At 67.4% G+C, this 15,072-nt stretch carries 19 protein-coding genes; 10 read left to right on the top strand and 9 right to left on the bottom strand.

Annotated features, from left to right (window positions below):
* Positions 1–59 precede the first annotated feature (59 nt).
* From QMX83_RS14660 to QMX83_RS14650, 3 genes are read right to left on the bottom strand one after another with little or no spacing between them, the layout of a single operon-like run.
* On the bottom strand, positions 60–1,619 hold the full coding sequence (locus QMX83_RS14660; protein WP_282297384.1) for a phospholipase D family protein: 1,560 nt from the start codon (positions 1,617–1,619) through the stop codon (positions 60–62).
* On the bottom strand, positions 1,616–2,326 hold the full coding sequence (locus QMX83_RS14655; protein ID WP_282297383.1) for an rRNA pseudouridine synthase: 711 nt from the start codon (positions 2,324–2,326) through the stop codon (positions 1,616–1,618). Before QMX83_RS14655 ends, QMX83_RS14660 begins: the two co-directional genes overlap by 4 nt.
* Before the next feature lie 46 nt (positions 2,327–2,372).
* Complete coding sequence (locus QMX83_RS14650; protein ID WP_282297382.1) at positions 2,373–2,870, bottom strand: M48 family metallopeptidase; 498 nt, start codon at positions 2,868–2,870, stop codon at positions 2,373–2,375.
* A gap of 72 nt (positions 2,871–2,942) precedes the next feature.
* Here QMX83_RS14650 and QMX83_RS14645 point away from each other — a divergent pair, with 72 nt between their 5' ends.
* Positions 2,943–3,500, top strand: a complete 558-nt coding sequence (locus QMX83_RS14645; protein WP_282297381.1) for a DUF2058 domain-containing protein — start codon at positions 2,943–2,945, stop codon at positions 3,498–3,500.
* Between the two features lie 106 nt (positions 3,501–3,606).
* Positions 3,607–3,873 (top strand): DksA/TraR family C4-type zinc finger protein, encoded by a 267-nt coding sequence (locus tag QMX83_RS14640; protein WP_282297380.1) that lies wholly within the window; start codon positions 3,607–3,609, stop codon positions 3,871–3,873.
* Positions 3,874–3,883: 10 nt separating this feature from the next.
* On the opposite strand, the gene QMX83_RS14635 is transcribed toward QMX83_RS14640, so the two are convergent.
* Positions 3,884–4,465, bottom strand: a complete 582-nt coding sequence (locus tag QMX83_RS14635) for a mechanosensitive ion channel family protein (RefSeq protein ID WP_282297379.1) — start codon at positions 4,463–4,465, stop codon at positions 3,884–3,886.
* 44 nt (positions 4,466–4,509) lie between these two features.
* Entirely contained in the window at positions 4,510–4,719 is a 210-nt protein-coding gene (locus QMX83_RS14630; protein WP_282297378.1) for a hypothetical protein, read from the bottom strand.
* A 127-nt stretch (positions 4,720–4,846) separates the two neighbouring features.
* On the opposite strand from QMX83_RS14630, the gene QMX83_RS14625 reads away from it, so the two are divergent.
* The 3 genes from QMX83_RS14625 to QMX83_RS14615 are packed head-to-tail and all read left to right on the top strand — an operon-like array spanning position 4,847 to position 6,839.
* A complete protein-coding gene (locus QMX83_RS14625) occupies positions 4,847–5,425 on the top strand; it encodes a sigma-70 family RNA polymerase sigma factor (RefSeq protein WP_282297377.1) in 579 nt (192 codons plus the stop codon).
* Entirely contained in the window at positions 5,422–5,943 is a 522-nt protein-coding gene (locus tag QMX83_RS14620) for an anti-sigma factor (RefSeq protein ID WP_282297376.1), read from the top strand. The genes QMX83_RS14625 and QMX83_RS14620 overlap by 4 nt, the downstream gene beginning before the upstream one ends.
* Positions 5,944–5,954: 11 nt before the next feature.
* On the top strand, positions 5,955–6,839 hold the full coding sequence (locus QMX83_RS14615; protein ID WP_282297375.1) for a DUF4097 family beta strand repeat-containing protein: 885 nt from the start codon (positions 5,955–5,957) through the stop codon (positions 6,837–6,839).
* 48 nt (positions 6,840–6,887) lie between these two features.
* Here QMX83_RS14615 and QMX83_RS14610 read toward each other — a convergent pair whose 3' ends face one another.
* Complete coding sequence (locus QMX83_RS14610; RefSeq protein ID WP_125361787.1) at positions 6,888–7,067, bottom strand: hypothetical protein; 180 nt, start codon at positions 7,065–7,067, stop codon at positions 6,888–6,890.
* A gap of 313 nt (positions 7,068–7,380) precedes the next feature.
* Complete coding sequence (locus QMX83_RS14605) at positions 7,381–8,736, bottom strand: Hsp70 family protein (protein ID WP_282297374.1); 1,356 nt, start codon at positions 8,734–8,736, stop codon at positions 7,381–7,383.
* A gap of 120 nt (positions 8,737–8,856) precedes the next feature.
* Here QMX83_RS14605 and QMX83_RS14600 point away from each other — a divergent pair, with 120 nt between their 5' ends.
* Positions 8,857–9,192, top strand: coding sequence for a zinc ribbon domain-containing protein YjdM (locus QMX83_RS14600; protein WP_282297373.1), 336 nt, complete (start codon positions 8,857–8,859; stop codon positions 9,190–9,192).
* Positions 9,193–9,218: 26 nt separating this feature from the next.
* On the opposite strand, the gene QMX83_RS14595 is transcribed toward QMX83_RS14600, so the two are convergent.
* Positions 9,219–10,376, bottom strand: coding sequence for a transglutaminase domain-containing protein (locus QMX83_RS14595; protein ID WP_282297372.1), 1,158 nt, complete (start codon positions 10,374–10,376; stop codon positions 9,219–9,221).
* Between the two features lie 134 nt (positions 10,377–10,510).
* Between QMX83_RS14595 and QMX83_RS14590 the strand changes: the two genes are divergently transcribed.
* The 4 genes from QMX83_RS14590 (at position 10,511) to QMX83_RS14575 (ending at position 13,433) form a co-directional block, all read left to right on the top strand.
* On the top strand, positions 10,511–11,113 hold the full coding sequence (locus QMX83_RS14590) for a hypothetical protein (protein WP_282297371.1): 603 nt from the start codon (positions 10,511–10,513) through the stop codon (positions 11,111–11,113).
* 44 nt (positions 11,114–11,157) lie between these two features.
* Positions 11,158–11,343, top strand: a complete 186-nt coding sequence (locus tag QMX83_RS14585; protein ID WP_282297370.1) for an oxidoreductase-like domain-containing protein — start codon at positions 11,158–11,160, stop codon at positions 11,341–11,343.
* Between the two features lie 39 nt (positions 11,344–11,382).
* Positions 11,383–12,009 (top strand): DUF998 domain-containing protein, encoded by a 627-nt coding sequence (locus QMX83_RS14580; RefSeq protein WP_282297385.1) that lies wholly within the window; start codon positions 11,383–11,385, stop codon positions 12,007–12,009.
* 77 nt (positions 12,010–12,086) lie between these two features.
* Positions 12,087–13,433, top strand: coding sequence for an AcvB/VirJ family lysyl-phosphatidylglycerol hydrolase (locus QMX83_RS14575; protein WP_282297369.1), 1,347 nt, complete (start codon positions 12,087–12,089; stop codon positions 13,431–13,433).
* 21 nt (positions 13,434–13,454) lie between these two features.
* On the opposite strand, the gene mprF is transcribed toward QMX83_RS14575, so the two are convergent.
* The coding region (gene mprF, locus QMX83_RS14570) for a bifunctional lysylphosphatidylglycerol flippase/synthetase MprF (protein ID WP_282297368.1) at positions 13,455–15,072 on the bottom strand (1,618 nt) is incomplete at its 5' end.

Raw genomic sequence — 15,072 nt, 5'->3', positions numbered from 1 at the left:
GGCCGGCCCTCAGCGATGCATGGGCCGGCCAACGGCCGGCGCTACCGATCCTGCGGTGATTACAACTGCGACTCCAGCGGCAGCCAGCTGATCATCCGCGCGCTGGCGCGCTGCCACCACGAGGTATCCGGTTCTGTTTCCAGCAACGTGGGCGGTTGCGCCGCGCGATCCAGCCAGCGCACCTCGTTCTGTGCATCCAGGGTCACCCAGTAGCTCTGCTCCGGTGCGGCCAGACGCAGAAACTCCTCGCGCAGCTGCGCGGCGAGGACCGCGTCGTCGAACAGCACACCCATTTCGGTGTTGAGATAGGCCGAGCGCGGGTCGAGATTGAACGAGCCCACGAAGCCGCGGCGGTCGTCGAGAACAAAGGCCTTGGTGTGCAGGCTGGCTCCGCTGCTGCCAAACAGTCCGCCGCTGTCAGGGCTGCCGTGCGCCTTCAGTTCGTACAGGTGTACACCGCCACGCAGCAGCGGCGCACGATACTGCATGTAGCCGCTGTGCACGGCGGCTACGTCGTTGGCCGCCAATGAGTTGGTCACGATGCCCACCGTGGCTCCGCGCCCGACGAGCGCGCCAAATCCTTCCGTACCTTCATCGCCCGGCACGAAGTACGGTGAAATCAGCAGCGCCTTGTGTGTCGTCGCTTCCAGCTCACTCACCAGACGCGTCACCAGCCAGTGCGCGCGGTCATCCCGGCGGTGCTTCATGGCGGGGTCGGAGACGATCTCCACACGGTCGCTCCAGTGCAGGTGCGTGGGTTCCAGAAAGAACGCCCGTGCGGTGGGCGACTGCTGCACCCGCTGCAGGTAGGGCCGGGCGCTGTCCAGGCGCGCTTCGTTGGCCGATTCGCGCAGCAACAGTTTCAGCTGTGCCGGGGTGTGGAAGGCCAGCGCTGCGATCGGGACAGCGGTTTCACTGTTCCAGTAGTCGTCAAAGATGGTGCTGGCCTGGCCCGCCGCCGGTCCGGCCACCAGCAGGTCCAGATCGCGGAAGTTCACATCCGCACGCGCGCTGAAGTACTCCTCGCCGATGTTGCGGCCACCGACGATCGCCACCCGGCCGTCAGCGATCCACGATTTGTTGTGCATGCGGTGGTTGACGCTGAAGAAGCGCTGCACCATTTCCACCAGCCGCCACAGGCCGTCGCGGTTGCGGAACGGGTTGTACAGGCGGATCTCGATGTTGGGGTGTTCGTCCAGCGCCATCATCAACGCGTCCTTGTCGTGCGCGTTCATGTCATCCAGCAGGATGCGCACGCGTACCCCGCGCTCGGCCGCCTCGTACAGTTCCTGGGCCATCAAATGACCGATCAGGTCGTCGTGCCAGATGTAGTACTGCAGGTCCAGGCTGCGGGCCGCATGACGGGTGATGACGGCGCGGGCGGCGAAGGCGTCCAGCCCATCGGAAAGAAACGCCACCCCCGACTGCTGTGGATGCTGTGCCTGCAGCCGCTCCACTTCGCGGTCGATCGCGCTCTGCGCCGGCTGCAGCGGCAGCGCGGTGCTGTGCGTGCCCAGCGCTTTGGGGGTCAGATGGTCGGCCAGCAGCAGGCCACTCAGCACCAGCAGCGCCAGCAAGGCCAGCAGCAGGCAGAAGACGCGCAGCAGGCGACGTCTCAAAAGCGCTCGTCCGCCGCCAGGTAGCGCCACTGGCCGGGTGCCAGCTTGCCCATCGCCACCCGGCCAATGCGCAGGCGGCGGATGCCCACCACCTGCAGACCTACCTGGGCGCACATGTCACGCAGCTGGCCCGGCTGCACCGGCTTGATTGCGAAGCGCAGGCGGGTTTCGCTCTGCCAGCTCACCTTGCACGGCGGCAGCGGTCGGCCGCGATAGGTCAGCCCATGGGCCAGGCGCGCCAGTCCATAAGGAGCCAGCTCGCCGCTGACTTCCACCACGTATTCCTGCTCCAGCGTGGGGCTGCGGTCTTTCAGGAAGGACAGCATGCGACCATCCTGGCTGACCACCACCATGCCGCTGTCTTCAGCCGAGAGCGCCATGCCCAGCTGCAGGCCGTGGAAGTGGCGCTGCAGCAGGTGCACGCCGGTGGCATCCAGTTCACTGCGGCTGTCTGGCGTAACCAGCGCACAGAGCTGGTCGGCGCGCAGGCCGGCGGGCTTGTGCAGCAGCATGCTGACCGACGCGGTGCGCCCGGCCTCCGCGTTTTCGCGCAGTGCCACGACCTCATCGCTGACCAGTGCCTGCGGCTGCTCCACCACTTGACCATCCACGGTCACCCAGCCGCCCTCGATGTAACGCTGCGCGTCGCCGCGTGAGCAGCCCAGCAGCTGGGTCAGTCGTTTGTCGAGTCGGATCGGGTCGGTCATGGCGGGGGCAGGGGAAGGCGGTGCGGCCGGGGAGTGTACGGCACGCTCAGTCCGACCGGGTCTCCAGATGGGTCAGATACATGCGCAGCCCGAGTTCGAGCAGGTGGTAGTCTGGCTCCATGTGTGTGCACAACTGGTAGAACGCCTTGTTGTGGTCCGATTCCTTCAGATGGGCCAGTTCGTGGACCACGATCATCTTCAGGAACGGTGCCGGAGCGTCGCGGAACACGCTGGCGATGCGGATCTCGCGGCTGGAGCGGAGGCGGCTGCCCTGTACGCGCGACACCGTGGTGTGGGTGCCTAGGGCGTGCTTGAGTACCTGCAGCTTGCTGTCGTACGTCACTTTGGACAGCGGCACCGACTGACGCAGGTAACGCTCCTTCAGGGCCTGGGTGTAGTCATACAGCTGGCGGTCGCTGCGCACCTCATGCGGCTGCACATAGCGCTGCTGCAGCCACGTGCCCAGCCGGTCGGCCGCGATCAGGTCGCGCACCTGCTGCTGCAGGGCGGCGGGGTAGCCGGCGAGGTACTTCAGGGCGGTCATGGCAGGCTTTGGGTCGGGCGTTGAGGGCAGTATGATGGCCCCCGGAATCCAGTAGATACAGACATAAAGCGTATGGCAAAGGGCAATCCGCTGCAGCAACAGCTGCTCAAGGCCGGCCTGGTGAAGAAGTCCCAGGTCTCCCAGGCCGCGCGCGAGCAGGAAAAGGCCCGCCACGGCAAGGGTCCGGTGGCCGCCACTGACAGCCAGCGCGAGGCCGACCGTCTGCGCGCGGAGAAGGCCGAGCGCGATCGTGCGATCGAGGCAGAACGCAAGGCAAAAGCGCAGGCGCAGGAACGCCAGGCGCAGATCCGCCAGATCATCGAAACCCAGAAGGTCGCCCGTGATGGCGACAGCGAGTACCGCTTCAACGACGGCACGCTGATCCGCACGCTGCTGGTCAACCCGGCACTGCGCCGCCAGCTGGCCGCAGGCAGCCTGGTGATCGTGCGTTTCGGCGACGGCTTCGAGCTGGTGCCGCGTGCGGCCGCCGACAAGATCCGCGAGCGCGATGCCGGAGTCATCGTGCTCGACAACGGGCAGCACAAGGGCAGCGCCGAGCCCAGCACCGGTAATGCCGAAGACGACGCCTACTACGCCCAGTTCGAGGTGCCGGACGACCTCATCTGGTAGCCCTCGCTGAACGGTTCAGACGCGCGGCCTGCATTCAGCCGCGCGGCAGCTGACGGGACGACCGCGGGGCTATGCTGGAGGTCTGATCCATTGTCGGGAGACTCCCATGGCAACCGGTTGGGCAGGAGACGGCGCGGTCCAGGACCAGATCGACGCCACCGTCGATGACGCCATCCAGCGCGCCCGCGCCCAGCTGCGGCAGGGACCGGGCTTGACCCGCTGCGAACACTGCGACGCGCCCATTCCCGAGGCGCGACGCCAGGCGGTTCCCGGCGTTCGTCTGTGCATTGCCTGCCAGGAAGAACAGGACGCTGCCGAACACGACAACAGCGGCTACAACCGCCGCGGCAGCAAAGACAGTCAGCTACGCTGACGGTTCGCCCTCAACCATCCCCCTGGATCCCGCCCGGGGCCTGGCTCGGATCGCGCCAGCGGCGCACGGTGCGCTGGAAGAACATGTTGTTGGGGACCTGCAGAACCGTGCCTTCATGGCCGTTGCCATTCTCCTGCAAGGTCGAGTAGATCAGATTGATGTCGATCACCCGCCCCTTCAGCCCGGGCTTTTCGCCGTTCTCCAGCACCTCGATGTAGTCATGCAGACGGAACGGACGGGTGGTGAAGATCAACAAGGTGCAGAAGATGTTCGACAGCACGCTCCATGCGGCGAAGAACGCAACCGCACCTACGGCCGCAAAGCCGGTAAAGGCCGTCCACAGCACGGTGGCGGAAACACCGGCGATATTGAGGATGACCAGCAGTGCGGTGAAATACACCACGAAGGTGAACACCCGTCGCGCGCCCATGACCATTTCCGGCGGCAGGGTGTAGTGCTCGGCAATCCGACGGATCACGCGCCGGGCAATCAGGCGCAACAGCCAGGCGACCAGCAGGGTGCCGACGATCTGCAGGGCAGGGACCGCGTAGTGCAGCCACTCGTGGGTCCAGACGGGCAGTCGTTCTTTCATCGGTGAAGCCTTTGCATGCAGCGGGGGACGAGTAACCTCGCATTTTACGCTGGGTCGATCTGCGCCGACGCCCGCAGGTTCCAGGGGGCCGACAGCAGTGCCAGCAGGCGGGAGCCGCACAGCGGCGGCTGCGCCTTGTACTGCACACACAGGTCCGGGTGCGGCGGAAGCGATATCCGCAGCGACAGTGGGCTCCAGGGCAGGGTGCAGGCGCTCAGCAGTGACAACAGCAGGGCAAGGCAATGGGAGGACATGAGGACTCCGCGCGACGGGGCGCACTGCGGGGGACGCAGGCTTGGATGCGCACGCGGCCAGGAAGGTTTAGCCGTTTGTTCGCGCAGGGGGCCTAAACCTTTTTCCTGGCCCCGGCATCCAAGGGATATGCTCGACACCACCATGCCCGCGCCACCACCCTCCGCAGAAGGCCACAACGCCGATGATGCCGCGTTGGTGCGTGCGGCCGTGTCGGGCGACAGCGGTGCCTACGAACGGATCTATCGACGACATTCGCCACGCCTCTATGCCGTGCTGTGGCGGCTGTGTGGCGGCAATGCCGCTCGGGCCGAGGATGCCCTGCAGGAGGCGTTTTTACAGGCGTGGCGCGCACTTCCCGGCTTCCGCTTCGAGAGCAGCCTGGGCACCTGGCTGCACCGGCTGGGGGTGAATGCGGCCCTGATGGAACTGCGCGGCCAGGCTGGCCGCGAAGCGGACGCCGACGTCGGCTGGGAGGCGCTGGAGCAGCTGCCCGGGCCACAGCGCTGTGCGGGCACCACGCTGGACCTGGAGCGCGCGCTGGAAACCCTGCCGCCACGCGCCCGCGCCGTGCTGGTCCTGCATGACATTGAAGGCTGGAAACACCAGGAGATCGCCGATCAGCTGCAGATGGCCGTCGGCAGCTCCAAGGCACATCTGCATCGTGCGCGCGGTCTGCTGCGCGCTCAGTTGGGAGAACCCGCATGAATGATCACACCCACGACGACCTGCCCGATCCTGCGCTGCAGGCACGGCTGCGCGCGCTGCCGCTTGAGCGCGTGCCCCCGGCCCGGGTCTGGGAGCAGATTGCCGCGCAGTTGCCGGCACCGGCCGTGGCGTCGGCGGAGCCGACGTCTCACGCGCGGCGCTCGCGCCGCCGCTGGCCACTGCGGGTCGGGCTGGGCCTGGCCGCTGGCCTGGCCGTGCTGATGGTGGTCCCCACGGCACCACCGCCGGCCCCGGCCCCGGCCGCGAATCCGCTGCAGCAGCAGGCCGATGTCATCGCCTCGGAGTACCAGCAGGCCATCGCCACGCTGCCGACCGGAACGGTCGGATCCGATTGGCAGCCGACCCTGCATGAACTGGACAGCAGCGCCGCCAGCATCCGCGCCGCCATCGCCGAAAACCCCCGCTCGCGCTATCTGCTCGGGCAACTGCAGCGCACCTATTCGCTGCGGCTTGAACTCACCCAGCAGGCGTTGAGCGCCGCTGGTCTGCCATCCTGAAGGAGAACACCATGCATCACCGTCTACGTATTGTTGCCGCCCTGACCCTGCTGCTGCCGCTGGTCGTGCAGGCCGCCACCCCTGTCAATGAACAGCATCCGCTGGCGGCCGGTGGCCGGGTGGAAGTGAGCAACATCGCGGGCAAGGTCACCGTCCGCGGCTGGGATCGGAACGAGGTGGCGCTGACCGGCAGCCTGGCCGAGGGCCTGCGCCTGCAACAGGACAAAAGCAGCAACCGGGTGCGCTGGGAGGTGATCTACCCGCGCAACAACCGCAATGGCGGTGCCACGCTTGAACTGCGGGTGCCACGCTCGGTGGAGGTGCAGGTCGGGACGGTGAGCGCCGACATCGACGTGGCCGGGGTGGACGTGCGCCGGTTGTCCGCCAATGCGGTCAGTGGCGAGATCACGGCCGCAGGACGCAGCAGCGAAACGTCGCTGGCCACGGTGAGCGGCAGCATCCGCTCGCAGGTCCAGACCCAGCGGCTGTCGCTGCGTGCGGTAAGCGGTGACATCCAGGCCGGTGGTGGTATCGGAGGGGAGGTGAGCGCCGAAACGGTGTCTGGCGACATCCGGCTGGACACCGCGCAGGTGCAGCGGCTGGCCGCTGAGGCGGTGTCGGGCAGTCTTCGCGTGGGCGCGGGCGGCCTGGCACCCGGCGGCAAGGTGACCCTGGAAACGGTCAGTGGCTCAATTGCGCTCGCGTTGCCGGGAAAGGTCTCGGCGCGGCTGGCGGTGAAGACCTTCAGTGGTGCCATCCAGTCCGACGCCGGTCAGGTCGAACGCCCGCGCTACGGTCCCGGCCGCAGTCTGGAGACCCGGCTGGGCGCGGGTGACGGGGATATTTCGATCAACGCCCATTCGGGCAATGTGCGGGTCACCCTGGGCAACCGCTGAAGACAGCCTCCGCACCGGCGACAGGGCCGGTGCGGACGGCGGGCGGGCTCAGCTGGCTTTTTTCAGTGCCAGCGTGTTGCCAAGTACTTCGATCTTGCCGCCGCTCTTGCGGAACGCGGCCAGGTCGGCCGCGATGCTGGCACTGTTGATGGCCGTGCTGGCGGTCTGCTTGCGGTCAACGCGAACGGTGTTACCGGCCTTGGGGGAGGTCTTTGGCGAACGTGCCATGGATGCTCCTTATCTATTTACAGCGTGGAGAAAATCGCCGAACGGTGCTGCAGGTATCGGCGGAAGTACCGCCGCGCGGGGCGGCAGCGATGTCGCCGGTCGTGGACTGGCGGCAAATTCGGGTGTGCACTCCCAGGCCCAGGGCCGGAACCCCGGGGTGGCAGCTTTGGCAAAGGGGGGCCGCGCTCAACAGGCAGGCCCAGAACGACATGCGCATTGCGCATCAAAGCCGGATAATGATAGTCGTTCCGGCGTAACGTTTTGTTAATGCGGCCGATCCGTCGGCCTGAAACACTGCGTCAAGCGTTTTAAATCAATGGCTTGCGGCCCATGCCAGCCCGTGCACCACACCGAATGACGGATTGCCGCGTACCAGGCGGGACTGCGGGAACGCCGCCGCCACGGCCTGCTGCAGGTAGCCGGCCCGCGACATGCCGCCGGTCATGAACACGGCGGCCGGATCATGCCCGATGTCCTCACGGACCTGCGCCAGCAACTGGGTCAGTTCGCCCACGTAACCGGCGGCGGCGGCACCCAGCTGGGTGGTATCGGTGTGCAGCGCCAGTCCACGCTCGATGAAGTCCAGCGCGCTGTGATGGCTGGCGGCACCGCTCAGGCTGATCTTGCAGCGTTCCACTTCCCGGTACAGGCGCGCGGTATTGCCGGTGTCCTGCAGCGTCTGCAGACGCTTGCCCCACGGCGCATCCACGTCGCGGTAGTTGTGCTGACGGAACTCGCGCTGGCGCGGCATGTCCTGCACCATCGCCGCTTCCACGTAGTGGTGCGCGGGCACCCGGCTGACACCGCGGCCGAACAACGGCATGTAGCCGGACAGGCTCAGGGCCAGGTCGATGTCGGTACCACCGCGCGCGATACCCCAGGCGCGGTGGATGGTCGGAGCCTGGGTGCCACCGACCCGGGCGTGCGCGATGTCGGTCGTACCGCCGCCGATGTCCACCACCAGGGCATCGTGTTCCTCGGCGCTTTCGGCGTGGTAATGCATGGCCGCCGCTGCCGGTTCCTCAAGGAAATCCACGCTGTCAAAGCCGGCGGCGATGGCTGCGGTATGCAGGATGTCCAGCGCCTGGTCGTTGCCGGCGGCACCAATGGAGCTGCGGAACTGGACCGGCCGTCCCAGGGTGGCCGTACGTACCGGCCGGTCCAGCTGCCGTGATGCGGTCAAGCGGATGTGTTCGAGAATATGCGTGGCGATACCGGTAATGGTCTGGCGCGCGCGCGGATGCAGGTTGTAGCCCAGCATCGACTTCGGGCTTTGCACCAGATTGCCCTCGTTCTCCTCGAAATAGGCCTCCAGCGCTTCATCGCCATACACCGCGTTCTGCAGCAGCGTGGTCGAGCTGAGCGGTTGCCGCATCTGCTCTTCCATCCATTGCCGCCGGACCACCCGCAGCGCGTCACGGCGCAAGGCGTCGGGAGTACGTTCCTGGCCTGCTGCGCGGGCGTCGCGGGCGGCCGCATCCATCAGCCGATGCAGCTCGTGTTCCAGCGCCGGCGTCAGTTCGAAGTCATTCGGGTCGCGCATGACTTCGGGGAAGTACACCGTCGTGCGGAACTGCTCGGCCTCGCCAAAGCGGATCGGCACCACCTGTCCCTCGACCACCGCAGCGGCGGCAGAGTTGCTGGTACCAAAGTCGATGCCGATCTTCATGCGGGGCGGGCCAGGCGGAAGGGGGCGCGCACTGTGCGTCAAGCGGCGCGTCGGCGCAAGGGCCGGACGGCCGGGCGGTTACAATAGTGAACGTTTCATTCTTTCCATCGAAGGCCCCCCATGTCCGCCGTTCCCGCCTGTCCGCAATGCACCCTGGAAAACACCTACGTCGACGGCGCGCTGTTCATCTGCGCCGACTGTGGCCACGAGTGGGCGGCCGGTGATGCCGACGCCAGCGGCGTTGTCGTCCGCGACAGCAACGGCAATGTGCTGGCGAGCGGCGACACGGTCACCGTGATCAAGGACCTGAAAGTAAAGGGGTCGTCCATTCCGCTCAAGCAGGGCACGGTGATCCGCAACATCCGCCTGGTCGAGGACGATGCCGAGCATATCGAAGGCAACTCGGACAAGATCAAGGGCCTGGTGCTGAAGACCTGTTTCCTCAAGAAGGCCTGAGTTAACGACCCAAGGTCGTTACCCCGTCAATTGGCGGTGGTGCGCTTCTGCCACCGCTTCAGGCTGTCCAGCTTGGCCTGGTAGGCGGCCCGCAGCACACCGGCATCTTCTCCGGCCAGGTCGCGCGCGCGCTGCATCTCGTGCGACGCGCGGCGATTGTCGCCGGCCAGGAAGTACACCCGCGCCAGCCCGAAATGGAACTGGTGCGCGCTGCCGTACAGGGCAATGGCCTTGCGGTAGAAGCTGATCGCGCTGGCGTAGTCCCGCCGTTCCTCGGCCTGGTTGCCCTTGCGGAACTGCGCGAAGGGGTCCTTGCGCTCCACCTGCTGCAGCCGCTGGGCAAGTTGTCCGGCTAGGCGCGGCTCGCCCAGTCGCGTGTACAGCGCGCTGGCATTGGTCAGTGCGGCGGCATGGCGTGGCTGCAGCTGCAAGGCCATCTCGAAATCCCGTCGTGCCTGCGGCAGTCGACCTTCGCGCACGTCCAGCACGCCCAGGTTGTTCCACCCTGGCGTGAACTGCGAGGACTGGTCCAGCGCTGCCCGCAGATAGATCCGCGCCTGGGCCAGGTCGCCCGCAGCCATGGCCTGTGCACCGCGGTTGTTGTAGAAGTGGGCCAGCGCCCGCTGCTCGCTGATCGGGCGCGGACCGTACCGGTCATACAGCACGTTGCGGTCCAGATCGACGTCGGCGGTGCGGCCGTTGAGTGTCACACCGGCATTGACGTGCCCCACGCTGTAGATCACGCCTTCGACCTGGTACCAGGTCATCACCTGCGCCACTTCCTGCACGCGCGCATCAATGCCGGCAGCACGGGCCAGGCCGACGAACAGCAAGGTGAACGACAGGCAGTTGGCGCGGCGGGTCTGCCAGGTTTCGGTCAGGGTGTGGGTGGCATAAGGGTCGTACTCGAGGTGCATGCCATCCGCGTCGAAAATCAACTGCACCAGCTTCTCCAGCCGCTGTTCACGCGACGGCGTCGCCGCAATCACCCGCTGCTGCAGCAGGGTCCGCAGTGCGTCTGGAATTGCCAGGATCTGCTCCGCATCGGGCGGCACCTCCGGCGCGGGGACGCTGGCGGCAGGCAAGGGTGGCGACGGAGCGGGTGGGGCGGCGCGGGTCGGGGCGACCGCCAGCAGGGTCGACAGACCCAGGCCGAGCAGGGCCGGTACGGTCCAGGCAGACATGGTGGTCACCTCGCAGGCAGGGGCGTCTGTCGGTTGCCAGCATAGGACGGCTGGACCTGCCCGGCGCGCCGTTTGTCGGCCCATGCGGCCTTGGCCGCTTGCCAGCGCCGTGGTTGGCGGCCAATCATGCGCCCATGACCTTCGCGCCGATCACCCTGCCGGCGGCCATGCAGGCCGACCTGGAAACCGCGTATGCCATGCCGCCGCGGGCGTACCACAGCTTCGCGCACGTGCGCGCGGTGCTGCAGCACTGCCAGGAGGTCGCCGACGGCCCGGGCTGGACGCAGCCACGCGAGGTGCAGTTGGCTGCGCTGTATCACGACGCCATCTATGACGCCGGTCGCGGTGACAATGAAGCGCGTTCGGCGGCGCTGGCGCGCGCACAGATCGAACGCTGGCTGCCCGGTGCCGGCGTGGACGTGGCGCGGGTGGAACAGCTGATCGCGCTGACCGCGCGCCACGGCGCACTGGGGCGCGACGATGTCGACGACCAGGCGGCCCTGTTCCTCGATTGCGACATGGCCATTCTCGGGGCCCCGGCGGAGGTGTTTGATGCCTACGACCGAGGCATTGCTGAAGAGTACGCCGGCCATGTGCCGGGATTTCTGTTCCGGCTCAACCGCCGGCGTTTCCTGGCGCAGCTGCTCAAGCGCCCGCGCATCTTCCTGAGTGACTTCTTCCATCAGCGCCTGGACGCGGCGGCCCGTTCCAACCTGCGTCGTCGGCTGGGTCGCTGAGCGTCGTTTACACTGGCCGGGTTCACCCGCTGCCTGCCGTGCCGATGCCTGATCCCGCTCTTCCCGCCGACGCCGATCCCCGCCCGCTGCCGCCGGAAGAGCCCGGTCCGAACGAGTGTTGCGGCAGCGGCTGTCCGCTCTGCGTGCTGGACCTGTACAGCGAGGAACTGCAGCGCTATCGCGCCGCGCTGGCCGCGTGGAAGCTGCGCCACCCCGAGGCTGGATCCTGAGGCACCCCGCGCATGACCGTGTCCACGCCATCACCGGCATTGAGCCGCGCCCAGGCCTCCATCGCGTTGCTGGCTCTGCTGGCGCTGTGCACGTTTGTGCTGACGGCCGCCTGGACACAATGGGCCCGCGATGATCTGGACTGGGTCCAGGCCACGCTGAGCCTCTATCTGCATGGCCCCTGGGGTTTGGCACTGCGTACGGCCTACTGTGTGCTGGCCGTGGCGATCATCTTGCTGGCGTGGTCGCTGCACGCTGGATTGCAGTCACCGCGGCGTAGTGCTGCCGCGCCGCTGCTGTTCGGCCTGGCGGGTCTGGGGCTGATGGGGGTCGCGGTGGGCGACAGCTGGTTGCCGGAAATGGCCCCGCTGCTGGCCCCGCTGGTGCACGGTCTGGCGGCCAACACGGCTTTTCTGTGCGTAAGCGTGGCGATGCTGCTGCAGAGCTGGTATCTGCGTGCCGACCCACGCTGGATGCGCTGGGCCGGACTGGCCTGGTGGTGGGCCTGGATGTGCTTTGCGTTGCTGTGGCTGCACGTGTTGTGGCGCGGCCCGCCGCGTGGGGCAGGGCAGAAGCTGGTCATCGCCGTGGTGGTGCTGTGGCTGGCAGCGGTCGCGCTGCAGCAGTGGCGTCAGACCCGGGTGATGCCGGACGCGGCGCGGCGATAACCGTCCGGCCACGCTCTGTACATCCCCTTGGCACGCCACCGGCGTATCGTGGGCGCACTTTTCCGGGAAGCGTGACGATGCGGGCGATCAGCGTGAGTGGGTGGCGGCGGCTGGGCGTTTTGCTGTTGGGGTTGTTGAGCGCCGGCGTACAGGCCGCTCCACAGCAGGTCAGCCATGGTCGCTTCCACGACGTCCCGGTGTATGTGCCTGATGGGACGCCCCAACGTGTCGTGGTGTGGTTCGTCGGCACGCGCGAACCGGCGTTGACCACGCAGCGAATCGAGGCACTGCGCGCACACGGCGCATTGGTGGCGCGGGTGGATGTCGCACGACTGCAGCAGACGGTGGCCGCTGATGGCGGCAGTTGTGCGTTCGGCGCGGGGGACGTGGAAAACTTCTCGCGGTTCTTCCAGGCCTACCTGCACGTGCCCGGTTACCACCTGCCGTTGATCGCGGGCGATGGCAGCGGTGCCGAACTGGCCTACGCGGTGGCCGCACAGGCCGACACCCAGGTGTTTGCGGGGCTGCTGACCACCGGCTTCTGTCCCGAAGCGGTGCGCGAACGGCAGGTGTGTGGAGCCGGTGTCAGCCACGGCCGGTTGCAGCCTGCCGAGTTGAACTTCCCCTGGTTGAACGCCGCCGGTGATGCGCGCTGCACAGTGGGCAGTGCTGCCGCATTCGTGCGCAAGGTCGCGTTGGGGCGTGAGTTCGAGCGTGCCCGCAACGGCGACGATGTGCCGGGGCTGCTGGCGGCGGCACAGGTGCTGGGCGCGCAGAAGGGCGTCAGCCTGGCACCCCCGCCGCAGGGACTGAGTGGCTTGCCGGTGGTGGAGATTCCGGCGGCCAAGGCGGGTGACACACTGGCCATTTTCGTCTCCGGCGATGGCGGCTGGGCCGGCTTGGACAAGGAGGTGGCGGCGTCACTGGCCGAGGCGGGCGTGGCCGTGGTCGGGGTCGATTCGCTGCGCTACTTCTGGACCCGACGCACGCCGGAGGGCTTCGCCCGCGATCTGGAGCGTATCGCCGCTCATTACCAGCAGCAGTGGCAGCGCAAACGCCTGCTGCTGATCGGTTTCTCTCAGGGGGCGGACGTGCTGCCGGCGGCGATCAACCAGCTCGAGCCGGCCACGCGTGATGCGGTTGCGTTGATCGGCTTGATGTCGGTCGGGCGCAACGCGGACTACGAGTTCCACGTCAGCAACTGGCTGGGCGGTGGCGGCGATGGACTGCCGATCGCACCGGAGATCGCCAAGTTGCCGGCGCAGCGGACGCTCTGCCTGTATGGCAAGGACGATGAGGACGCGCTGTGCCCGGACCTGCCCGCCGGGAATGCGCAGGTGATCGCCCTGCCGGGTGACCACCACTTCAAGGGCGACTACGACCTGCTCGCACGCACGCTGCTGGAGCATGTGCCATCACGGTAGGGTCGACTCTCGTGCGACCCTTCAACGCGGTGCCAGACTGATCAACCGCGTCGCATCCAGCAGTGCCGCCGGCAGGTGCATCCCGCCCGGTGCGGCCAGATAGCGCGCCCGCCACGCCGGCGCGAACTTCGACTTGAACCGCCGAAGTCCGCTGAACCCATAGAACCGTTCACCATGGCGCGCGACCAGGTTGGCAAACCGGTTCCAGCGCCCCGCCAACCGATGCTGCGCCAAACCTGACAACGGAGCCATGCCCAGCGAGAAGCGCTGGAAGCCCTGCGCGCGGCCCCACAGGAATAGTTCGATGAACAGATAGTCCATGGTGCCCTTGGGTGCGTCATCCACGTGCCGCATCAGGTCCACTGACAGTTCGTGACCTGCTGGCGCCTGCCACAGGTTGGCAAACGCCACGATGCGGCCTTCCGCCTCCACCAGCGCGACCGGGAAGCGGGACAGATACGCCGGGTCGAAGCTGCCCAGCGAAAAGCCCTTCTCGTCGCCGGCCTTGTCGTCCAGCCATTGCCGTGACACCTCCGCCAGCGCCGGCAGCAGTGCCGGCACCTCTGTGGCGGCGGCTACCCGGAAGCTGAGCCCGCCGCGTTTGCCGCGATTCCAGGCCTGGCGCAGGTCTGCACGTTCGCGCCCCTCCAGGGTGAAGTCGTGCAACGGCACCATGGCTTCCTCGCCCAGCTTCACCAGGCTCAGGCCCAGGTCCAGATAGGTCTGCCAGTAGGCTTCGCCGACCTGGTAGAACACCGGGCGCAGACCCAGGCGGTCCGCTTCTTCGCGGAAGCGCCAGATCAGCGCCCGCGCCACCTCCGGCGGGCCCACCGGGTCGCCCATCGCAATCAGCGAACCGCCGTAGCGCTGCATCATCACAAAGCCGGCTTGCGCGTCATCACGCAGTACCGCCTTGTCGGCGGTCAGCACCAGGCAGGCCTGGGTGTCTTCGGCTCCGGCCAGCACCGGTGCCAGAGCGTCCAGCGTAGCCAGATCGGCGGGCGGCAGAAGCGTGCGGGTGCTATGCAGCAGGCGCGCCAGCCCGAACACGGTCAGTGCAATGGCCACCAGCAGCAGTGCGCGCAGTGCACGTGGCGCATTGCCCTGTACCGCGAACTGCCACCAGAGTTCGTTCTGGTACTCCACATGGCTGTAGACGAAGAACAACAACCAGATCACCGCCACCAGCACCAGCCCCAGGTTGCGGATCCACGGCCACGACCACGCCTCATCAAGCAATGCACCTTGGCGATAGAACTCACGCCGCGAGGCCCACAGCGCCATCGCGACCAGCACTGCGGACAGCGCGATCAGCACCTGCCCACCGCGCAGCCAGATCGGCAGCGGAGCCACCACGCAGATGCCCAGTGCAAGGACCCAGGCCGCGTGACTGCGCCGTTGCAGGCCCTGGCCGATCAGCAGCAGCGCCACCCCGGCCAGGCTGCCCAGCAGATGCGAGGTTTCCAGCACCGGCAACGAAGCATGCAGCAGATGCCGACGTGGCGTGGGCAGGGTGCCGTCGATCACCAGCGCCGCGCCCACGCTGAACACCGCCAGCGCGATGATCTGCGGCAGCCACGGGCGCAGCGCGGTCCAGCCGGCGCGGGTCGCGCCGGCACCCGCGCGCAGCGGCCGGCGC

This window comes from Stenotrophomonas sp. PS02289 (genome assembly GCF_029960115.1).
Lineage (GTDB): Bacteria > Pseudomonadota > Gammaproteobacteria > Xanthomonadales > Xanthomonadaceae > Stenotrophomonas.
Note: the sequence above shows the minus strand (reverse complement) of the source record. Positions and strands in the feature narration are given on the sequence as shown.